This is a genomic window from Pyrococcus sp. (assembly GCF_030153625.1).
GTDB classification, from domain to species: Archaea; Methanobacteriota_B; Thermococci; order Thermococcales; family Thermococcaceae; genus Pyrococcus; species Pyrococcus furiosus.
On the sequence record NZ_JASKLM010000061.1, the window covers coordinates 1 to 9,129 of the forward strand.

Genomic DNA, 9,129 nt, shown 5'->3' on the forward strand with positions numbered 1-9,129 from the left:
TTCTAAGTATTACAAAGGTCAGAAGCGCGATAATCCATGCAATCCCACTGAGTCAAAAGTACGCTGTTGGGGCTGGAATCGGACTGTTCTTGACGTTTATAGGACTTAACAACGTTGGATTGCTAACCGCTTTAACAGGAGACAATGGATTGCTCATTAAGACATCACTAAATGCTTCCGTCTTGGCCAAACCAGAAGGACTATTATTCCTGTTTGGGCTCTTCCTAACGGCGATCCTCTTATCCTTGAGAATCAAGGGAGCCCTGCTAATTTCCATCTTGGCAACGAGCATAATTGGATGGATAACAGGGGTTGCCCCCAGGCCAGAGGGAGTATTCTCAATGCCAACACTAAGCTATACATTCCTCCAGCTTGACCTTAAGGGATTGCTTAACGCTGGAGCACTTGGAGCTGTATTCGCATTCTTCATGGTAGACTTCTTCGACACCCTGGGAACAGTTACGGGTCTTAGTGCCAAGGCTGGATTCCTAACAAAGGAGGGTAAGATTCCAGATGCTGAAAAGGTTCTCCTCACAGATGCCATTGGTACAACTTTTGGTGCAATTTTGGGAACTTCCACTGTAACAACATACATCGAGAGCGCAGCCGGTATTGAGGAAGGAGGTAGAACAGGATTTACAGCAGTGATTACGGGACTTCTGTTCCTAATCATTGGACTCTTCATAGCTCCAGTGGCCAAGGCAATTCCAGCCTTCGCAACAGCACCTGCCTTAGTTATAGTAGGTTACTACATGATTTCAGCATTCAAGGAAGTTGACTTTAGCGACCCAACAGAGGCAATTCCAGCCTTCCTAGTCCTCATAACGATTCCATTCACATACTCAATTGCCGACGGTATTGGAGTTGGATTCATAAGCTACACGTTACTAAAGGTCTTCACAGGAAGGTGGAAAGAAGTCCACCCACTAATGTATGCACTAGCGGTGGTATTCATAGGCTACTTCGCCTACTTAGCCACAGCTTGATCCTTTTCTCTAACTTTTTTTAAGAACTGCTTTAACGCATAGGGACATTCTTGCTGAATATAGCTTATGAATTCTCTAATCCTATGTACTGTAACCTCACTAACGTAGTGCTCAAATTGGCACGCATCTCTCTCAGCTATTTCGGGTGGAATGCCTAAAATGTTTATGAAAAACTCCGTCAAAAGCTGATGCTTCGAGTATGTTTTCTTTGCAACTTCCAGACCTTTTTCAGTGAGAAGAATGTGCTCGTGCTCCTCATATTTTACAAACCCCTTATCCCTAAGCTTTTTTAATGCCTCAACAACGGTCGGGGGTTTTACCCTCATCATCTTGGCTATGTCCTTTACCCTTATTACACCCTTGTTCTTTTGAAGGATATACATGGTTTCCAGATATTCTTCCTCCCTCTTTGATGGCAACTTTTATCACCAAGTTAGAGTTGTCTAACAAATATTTAAAGTTTAATTGAGAGGGATTCTCTCGACTTCAATCCTATCCCAGGTAGGGTATTCCTCAACTATGTAAAACTTTACATCCCCCTCTATCGCTTCCGCCAATTCCTCGGCAACTTCTACGGGCATTTCAATCCTCTTTTTCTCCCAATTTATGTACAACCACTCCTTCGGGACTTCCGCTTCCTCTACCAAGAATTTATAAAGCTCTTCAAGATCTTCGTATTCAGCAATTCCAAACCTAAGCGTTCCGTCTTCAGTAATTTCCATGTAAGGTTTAGCAACGTTCTTTGCCATTCTCCTGAGTCTATTCCTTAGCTGAACAGCATCTTTAAGCTTAGCGGTGCAGAGATGATAGTAGAGGGAAGTATTTTTCTCTCCCCACTCTAGAATTTCCAATCCCAACTCGAGAGATCCTTTTATTGCAAAGCTATTCTCCCCAGCTAATTTGAACCCCCTATTTAGGATATTGCTAAGGTTAGTCTCACTGTACTCTAACTCATTTATGTTCAAGAATTTCCCGCCAAACTTGTCAAGAATTTCGGCAAACCACTTTATCCTATCTCCAAACCCAGGAACTGCTGGAACTTCTCCACCAACATCCCAATCAAAGTCAAAGGCATTCTTTAAGTTTTCAATCTCCCTATTTAGAAACTTTGAAGAGGGCTCAAACAGATCAGGGTGAAACCTTATCTCATCAAGTCCAGCATCATATAGCATTGACAACGCCCTCTTATCTGCAAGAATTCCTGTGGTGTATAGATGAATATGAAACTTCTTCCCGAATTCTTCCTTAAGGGTTCTTATGTATTCAACAGTCCTATTCAACCTCGCCAAGGGATCTCCCCCAGTAACTCCAGCTCCCCTGGCCTCTTGTATCTTTGCCTCCTCTATTATATTTTCAATTTTTCTTATCGGCCTCTCATTTGCATAGGCAACATCTTTTCTCCTCCATGGGCTTAGGGGGCAATAGAAGCAATTCCTGGGGCAAACCCCAGTAACAAAGAGTACAAGTTTCTCTCCTCTAACACAATATTGACAACCCTTCGGGAGTTCCCCCACAACGTAAGAGTAGTAGGAGGTTTCCTTCATTCTCTCACCCTCAGCCAGCCATCCTCTAATCACCACTCATTTAACAGCTCTCTCATCATAGGGAAATTTTCTCTATAACCTTTGGAATTTCCGTTGGTTCTAAGGCCGTCTCAACTATATAACCCTTTTCTATAAGTATCTTGGAAAATAAATCCTGCCTTCTCCAACCATCGAGTGTCATATCGCCATAAAACATTAACTCTGGCAGGAGAATTAATCCAAAATCAACCTCCGGTAACCTTTCCACTTCTCTCAAGACATCTCTCCCCGTCAAAAGACCCGCAGTCCCTATGTTCCCTCCAAAGAACTCATTCTTTACCATTACAACCTTTATCCTGGGAAATAGTCTTTTCATCTCTGGATAGGCCAGCTCTCCAGTAAAGATGTATGTTGGAAACTCTGGCTCTATGTTGAATGGCTCAAGTCCAGTAGTGAACTCTCCCAGGAGGGCTAGGAATATTGGTGGGATAACTACTTTTATCCCCAGCTCCTTATCTTTTTCTAGAGCTACCTCCTTGACATATGAAAGTTCCTCCTTGGTTAGGGGTCTAATCTCAAACCTATTGTATTTGGTAACCCCGACCGGGAAAAGTCTAACCTCGTGGACTCCCATTGAGTCAAGGTCTTCAATTATCTCTCCAATATCATCCACGTTGAATCCTGGGGTCAAGATTATGTCAGCTATAGTCCTGAAATGCTTCGCAACAAGGGGGAGGAGATCAATCAATTTTCCTGCGTGTCTATTTCTCATCAACTTAATTCTCACATCTTTTTTAGTTGTGTGGACAGAAATCTGGATTTCATCAAGTCCAGCTTCATAAAGGCTCTTAATTCTGTTTTCATCAAACTTTACATTGCCCGAGGTATCTGTAACTCTAATCCATAAATCGTAGTGCTTTCTCGCATACCTAATTCTTTCCTCCAACGTTGGATCGTTGAGGGTGTCATGCCTCGCAACTCTATATATCATTTCTGGAGGATTTTGAAGAAGATAGCAGAACAAACAGCCATTCCCACACGGACCTGCCTTAGAGGAGGGAGGAATAACAAGTAAATCCTCTCTCTCATCAACTCCATCGAGTTCATACTTCGTAATCTTTCTAAGCTTGAAGTCTTCCGTCAGCTCATACATCGAAAGTGGAAGAGGGCAGTGGGTATTTAAGCTTATGGCTTTTATTTTTATTTAAACTTTGTACCTTCACCGCAAAATACTAAAGATTAGATAGACAGTTTGTTTAAAAATTATCAATAAGATAAAAAAACTATTCTGTAGCACACGCGTTATTATCACTTCATATTAATAGTAAAATTTATAAAATTTACAAGGTATAATATGGACATAATATACTCAGTGATAGTAGATGATCAATAAAAAGCATCTATAGAAGATAGGGGAGCACTCATGAAGAAAAACATGATTGGATTTGGAATTCTACTATTCCTTTTTATTTTCATGGCCTATAAAGCTCTTGAAAGTCCCGAACCCCAGAAAGTTATTGCCAAGGAATATTTCATCTCTACTTATCGGGGCTATGTAGCTGGGTACGTTGATGAAGTTGTTGCCCTCCACGCATACCTGATAACTCCAGGGGATCAAGATTTTAGAGGGACTATTGGAGTCAGAAATCTCCCTTCCTGCCTTGATTTTAAAGATATAGGAGTTAGCAAATTCAGCTATCCAGGAGCAACGGTGTTTGACATCATAGTAACATTAAGGCTCAAAGAGCCTGGCCACTGCGTTATGGATAAAGCCTATGTAATAATTTGGAGGAACAACGCCACAAAGAAAGCTCCTCTCGGAACAATTGAGTTCGACATCTTGGAGCCTTCAGAAGGAAAAACATTAGACATTCCAGCTTATGTCGAGGCTGTTGTTGGTCCAACCCCAGGAGTTCCAAGACTTATGTATACAATTTCAAATCCCTTCAATGAGACCGTAGATATAGTGAACGTGAGTTTTAGAGTTCCAGGAATTAAGATTATTGACTCTGGGCCACGGGAAATACCTCCCAAAGGAATAGTTAACTTCACGGTAACTCTAACGAACATATCCAAGCCAAATGATTTGTACGTTATTAAGCCACTCATAGTTTACAGGGTTAGAGAAAAGAGATATTCGATGCCTGCTCCACCCTGCTATCGGATAACTATCCCTGAGAACCTTAAACCCTAATTAATTTCTTTTCCTAAAGTTTAAATCGATCTATCCCAATTCCTCAGTGTATGGTAGTCTGGAAGGATGGAAAGTTGGGCCTTCCCATACCTGAAGCTGTCAAAATAATTCCAGAATTAAATAATTATGTAATTAATGGAAAACTTGACTTCTCAAATAGGCAGGCCAGGATACTCTACAACAAGGCGATAGCAAAAGCTCTCTTTGGTTTGGATATAGAATATCACCCAAAAGGCTTAGTTACAACCCCAATTTCTCGGTACATATTCCTAAAAACATTCCTAAGGGGAGGAGAAGTTGCTCTCGAAATAGGGACTGGACACACTGCAATGATGGCCCTTATGGCCGAAAAATTCTTCAACTGCAAGGTCACTGCTACTGAAGTTGATGAAGAGTTCTTTGAATATGCTAGGAGGAATATAGAGAGAAACAATTCCAATGTAAGGCTTGTAAAGAGCAATGGAGGGATAATCAAAGGAGTTGTTGAAGGAACTTTTGACGTTATATTTTCGGCACCTCCCTACTATGATAAGCCCCTGGGAAGAGTTTTGACCGAAAGGGAGGCAATTGGTGGAGGAAAATATGGGGAAGAATTCTCAGTGAAGCTACTTGAAGAAGCTTTTGATCATCTAAACCCAGGTGGAAAAGTTGCCCTGTATCTCCCAGATAAGGAAAAACTGCTCAATGTCATAAAAGAGAGGGGAATCAAGCTTGGATATTCTGTGAAGGACATAAAGTTTAAAGTTGGGACGAGATGGAGGCACAGCTTAATTTTCTTTAAGGGGATCTCTGTCTAAGATTATGTATTCTGCCCTAAACCCTCTCTCCAGCTTCCCTAAATCTTCAGCTAAGGTAACTTGGGCAGAACCATGAGTGTAGAGATGCAGGGCCTCCTCTCTGCTAACCCTTTCTCCTGGGTCAACAACGTACCTATTCACTGCCGCATCAATGCTTACCCATGGATCAGCCGGTTCTATTGGAGAGTCTGTGCTAAACCCAAGCTTGGTAATGCTAGAGAGGGTCTTCAGTCTGTAAGCCCACTTTGCCCTCTCTTCCCCTACCCTGTTTACTATCCACCAGTCGCTCACTATGAAGTGAGGCTGAGCTGAAATCCTGACTTTTAGCTCCTTTATCCTCTCCAACTGATCATCCCTAACTAAGGAAGCATGTTCGATCCTTCCTGAAAATTCTGCCTCTTCAAAGGCATCCAGTGCCACATCAACGGCTTTATCTCCTATAGCATGGACTGCAACGTCCAACCCTAAAGGCTTAGCCCTCTCGATGACCTCAACTATTTCATCTTTATTCATTACGAGCTCTCCAGAAGTTGTTGGATTATCAGTGTAAGGTTCACTCAGCAATGCTGTTCTAGCACCTAAACTGCCATCAACGAAGAGCTTAACTCCCCATATTCTCAGCCTTCTTCCCTCGAATTTTCCCAGGTTCAGCTCCTCAAGCTTATCCAGCAACTCGGGGCTTAGGTACGCAAAAACGTTCATCTTTAGTCTTCCTTCCCTCTCGAGCTCAAAGAGCGCCTTTAGAGCCTTTTCTCCCACGCTCATGAACCCTACAGAGTGAACACCCAAGCTAAGAAGGTGCTCCTGAGCGCTCTCTATGTAGTGCTTGTAATCCTTAACAGTCAGTATTTTCTCGTTTATTATCTTCCTACTCTCTTCTAGGGCCCTCTCCCTAACTATTCCAGTTGATTCGTCAAAATCTTTGGATGGCTTCAAGTTCAAGAGGTCAATCATCTTTGAGTTCATAACCGCCACATGAAAGCACCTTCTGTAGAGAAATACGGGCCTGTCTATAACATCTAGGTCTTCTCTCGTTGGCCATCTTCCAAGCTCATCTTGATCCCAGCCAAACCCAAATATTATTCTTCCTCTTCCCTTCTTCACCCTTTCAACTAACTCTTCCATTGACTTAACTCCCCTTAAATCTACCATTTCCAAGCTCATTCCAAGCTCGTCCAAATGGAGATGAGAATCAAAGAATGCTGGCATGACGAACTTTCCCTTCAAGTCTATTATTTCTCCTCCAGCCAATTCCGCAATTCTGAGAGCAGTTGATGAGTCCCCTGCATAAAGGACTCTTTCGTTTGAAATAACTAATCCAGAAACCTTCTTCACTGGGGAAAAGGATGTGTATATTGTTCCATTTATGAGGGCCTTCATGCAATCACCTATATGTTTTACACCCATGAAATTTTTAACTTTCGTGAATAGAGTAGACTGGTGGTTAAACGTGAAGAAGTTGCTTATGGGTAATGAAGCCATAGCTTACGGAGCTTTGGAGGCTGGAGTTTCTTTTGCTACTGGTTATCCTGGGACTCCTTCTACGGAGGTTATAGAGACTATAGCGAGATTGAAGCCAGAAGTTTTTGCGGAGTGGGCTCCAAATGAGAAGGTTGCTTTAGAAGAGGCCGCTGGAGTGTCTTACGCTGGACTGAGGAGTCTAGTTACCATGAAGTGTGTTGGACTAAACGTTGCGGCAGATCCCCTGATGAGCTTGGCATATTCAGGAGTTGAGGGAGGGCTTGTAATTCTAGTTGCCGACGATCCTGGGCCCCATACAAGTCAAACAGAGCAAGATGACAGATACTATGGAAAGCTTGCCTTACTACCAGTTCTTGAGCCTTATGATCCCCAGGAGGCTCATGATTTAATAATATACGCTTACGAACTCAGCGAGAAGTACAAGGTTCCAATAATATTTAGAACAACCACTAGGGTTAACCACACCACGGCAGACGTTGAAGTTGGTGAGTTTAAGGAGCTTAAGAGAGAACCGAAGTTCAAGAAGGACATAGAGAGGTACGTTAGAGCAAGCATGGAGGGGAATAGGAAGAGACACAAGTGGCTCAACGAGACTTTGAAGAGAATAGAGGAGGAGTTCAACACATTGAGGTTCAACTGGATTGAGGGAGAGGGAAGAGTTGGAATAATAGTCGAGGGAGCTCCATATAACTACGTTAAGGAGGTAGTTCCTCAGATAGAAGAAGATTTCAAGATACTAAAGTTATCAACTCCTCACCCACTTCCCAGGAAGCTCGTTGTTGAGTTCCTTAGGAGCGTTGACGTTGCCTTAGTCGTTGAGGAAGGAGCACCTTTCTTGGAGGAGGAGATCAAGGTAGTTGCATATGAAGAAGGCCTCAACGTTCCAATATATGGAAAGAGAACCGGACATCTACCGTTGGAGGGAGAGCTAACGCCAAGACTCGTCAGAAACGCTATTCTAAAGCTTTTGGGAAAGGAAAGGGAAGAGGTCAAGTTGCCCAAGGAAGTGGAAGAGGCAAAAGCTTTGGCTCCAAAGAGGCCTCCAGTAATGTGCCCAGGCTGTCCCCACAGGGGGACTTATAGGGCCCTTCTAGATGCCCTAAGAGAATTAGGATATGGAAAGTTCGATATCCCAATTCATGGAGACATTGGCTGTTATGCGCTATCCCTGCTCCCACCCCTAGAGGCAATATGGACAGAATTCGTTATGGGGGCTAGTATAAGCTTGGCCAACGGACAAAGCGTAGCTATGGGTAAGAAGATAGTTGCCACAATAGGGGATTCAACGTTCTTCCACAATGGAATCCAACCATTAATTGATGCAGTGTACAAGGACTTAGACGTCCTGGTGATAATCCTAGACAACAGAACAACTGCTATGACAGGTCATCAGCCGCACCCTGGGACTGGAGGAAGTGAAACTGGAAGGAAGTTCAGGGAGATAGACATAGAGTCTGTAGTTAGAGGAATAGGGGTTAAGTACGTTAAAACTGTCGATCCATACAATCTAAAGGAGACAAAAGAGGCAATAAAGGAGGCTATGAAGGTTAAAGGACCTGCAGTTATTATAGCGAAGAGGGAATGTGTGATACCAGTCATAAGAAGAGGGGAGATCGGAGAAATACCAGTGGTTGTGGAGGACAGGTGTACTGGATGTAAGGCCTGTATACTTTTAACTGGATGTCCAGCGCTTGTTTATGAGCCAGAAAAGAAGAAGGTCAGGATTGACCCCTTGATATGTACAGGGTGTGGAGTGTGCAACCAGCTCTGTCCATTTGATGCAATTAAGTTCCCAAGCGAGCTTTGATCTCTATTTTTATTATATCCCCCACCTCAAAATTTCCACCAATCAGCTTAACTCTCTCTTCGTTGCAGTAAACCCCAATCCCTCTAACTTTAACACCGTTGGCAAGTACTTCAAAGTTAGGTTTAAATATTCCAACTCCATTTTCGAGTATCTCTTGAGCTTTTACATCAATTCCAAACAGCTTCCCTTCTCTTCCAGAGAAAATTGCCCCATAGCGGTAGTGAGGAAGACCTCCCTCTATATTTCCCAGCGGAGTCATTCCTTTTCCCTTCGTTTCAAGGGGCTTAAGCCAGAGATAATGCCCTTTCCTCTCCACCACTTCAAATGTATTTCCTTTAAC

General features: G+C 43.0%; 9 protein-coding genes. 4 read left to right on the forward strand and 5 right to left on the reverse strand.

The window, feature by feature from the left end; genetic code table 11:
• On the forward strand, window positions 1–986 hold a 986-nt coding region (locus PWP39_RS08960), incomplete at its 5' end, for an NCS2 family permease (protein ID WP_288073489.1).
• Here the strand turns inward: PWP39_RS08960 and PWP39_RS08965 are convergent.
• The 3 genes from PWP39_RS08965 to PWP39_RS08975 form a co-directional block, all read right to left on the reverse strand.
• On the reverse strand, window positions 968–1,369 hold the full coding sequence (locus tag PWP39_RS08965) for a metal-dependent transcriptional regulator (RefSeq protein ID WP_011011982.1): 402 nt from the start codon (window positions 1,367–1,369) through the stop codon (window positions 968–970). The genes PWP39_RS08960 and PWP39_RS08965 overlap by 19 nt on opposite strands.
• A 78-nt stretch (window positions 1,370–1,447) precedes the next feature.
• Window positions 1,448–2,530 carry a radical SAM protein gene (locus tag PWP39_RS08970; protein WP_288073490.1) on the reverse strand — a complete coding sequence of 361 codons (1,083 nt, stop codon included), beginning with the start codon at window positions 2,528–2,530 and terminating at the stop codon, window positions 1,448–1,450.
• Window positions 2,531–2,585: 55 nt separating this feature from the next.
• The gene (locus tag PWP39_RS08975; RefSeq protein ID WP_011011980.1) at window positions 2,586–3,662 is read right to left on the reverse strand and encodes a DUF512 domain-containing protein; all 1,077 of its coding nucleotides are present in this window, start codon (window positions 3,660–3,662) and stop codon (window positions 2,586–2,588) included.
• A gap of 270 nt (window positions 3,663–3,932) precedes the next feature.
• Here PWP39_RS08975 and PWP39_RS08980 point away from each other — a divergent pair, with 270 nt between their 5' ends.
• Together PWP39_RS08980 and PWP39_RS08985 are read left to right on the forward strand one after the other, a co-directional pair.
• Window positions 3,933–4,703 carry a hypothetical protein gene (locus tag PWP39_RS08980; protein ID WP_011011979.1) on the forward strand — a complete coding sequence of 257 codons (771 nt, stop codon included), beginning with the start codon at window positions 3,933–3,935 and terminating at the stop codon, window positions 4,701–4,703.
• A 50-nt stretch (window positions 4,704–4,753) separates the two neighbouring features.
• Window positions 4,754–5,500, forward strand: a complete 747-nt coding sequence (locus tag PWP39_RS08985; protein WP_011011978.1) for a methyltransferase domain-containing protein — start codon at window positions 4,754–4,756, stop codon at window positions 5,498–5,500.
• Here PWP39_RS08985 and PWP39_RS08990 read toward each other — a convergent pair.
• Entirely contained in the window at window positions 5,471–6,880 is a 1,410-nt protein-coding gene (locus PWP39_RS08990) for an amidohydrolase (protein ID WP_014835250.1), read from the reverse strand. The two genes, PWP39_RS08985 and PWP39_RS08990, sit on opposite strands and share 30 nt — an antisense overlap.
• Before the next feature lie 25 nt (window positions 6,881–6,905).
• Here PWP39_RS08990 and iorA point away from each other — a divergent pair, with 25 nt between their 5' ends.
• A complete protein-coding gene (gene iorA / locus PWP39_RS08995; RefSeq protein ID WP_011011976.1) occupies window positions 6,906–8,789 on the forward strand; it encodes an indolepyruvate ferredoxin oxidoreductase subunit alpha in 1,884 nt (627 codons plus the stop codon).
• Here iorA and PWP39_RS09000 read toward each other — a convergent pair.
• On the reverse strand, window positions 8,767–9,129 hold a 363-nt coding region (locus PWP39_RS09000; protein WP_502941352.1), incomplete at its 5' end, for a DUF8155 domain-containing protein. The two genes, iorA and PWP39_RS09000, sit on opposite strands and share 23 nt — an antisense overlap.

Excerpts from the sequence above, each read along its gene's own strand:
- PWP39_RS08985 (WP_011011978.1), top strand. The coding sequence starts at position 4,754 with ATGGTAGTCTGGAAGGATGGAAAGTTGGGCCTTCCCATACCTGAAGCT.
- iorA (WP_011011976.1), top strand. The coding sequence starts at position 6,906 with ATGAAATTTTTAACTTTCGTGAATAGAGTAGACTGGTGGTTAAACGTG.
- PWP39_RS08975 (WP_011011980.1), bottom strand. The coding sequence starts at position 3,662 with ATGTATGAGCTGACGGAAGACTTCAAGCTTAGAAAGATTACGAAGTAT.
- PWP39_RS08980 (WP_011011979.1), top strand. The coding sequence starts at position 3,933 with ATGAAGAAAAACATGATTGGATTTGGAATTCTACTATTCCTTTTTATT.
- PWP39_RS08970 (WP_288073490.1), bottom strand. The coding sequence starts at position 2,530 with ATGAAGGAAACCTCCTACTACTCTTACGTTGTGGGGGAACTCCCGAAG.
- PWP39_RS08990 (WP_014835250.1), bottom strand. The coding sequence starts at position 6,880 with ATGAAGGCCCTCATAAATGGAACAATATACACATCCTTTTCCCCAGTG.
- PWP39_RS08965 (WP_011011982.1), bottom strand. The coding sequence starts at position 1,369 with ATGTATATCCTTCAAAAGAACAAGGGTGTAATAAGGGTAAAGGACATA.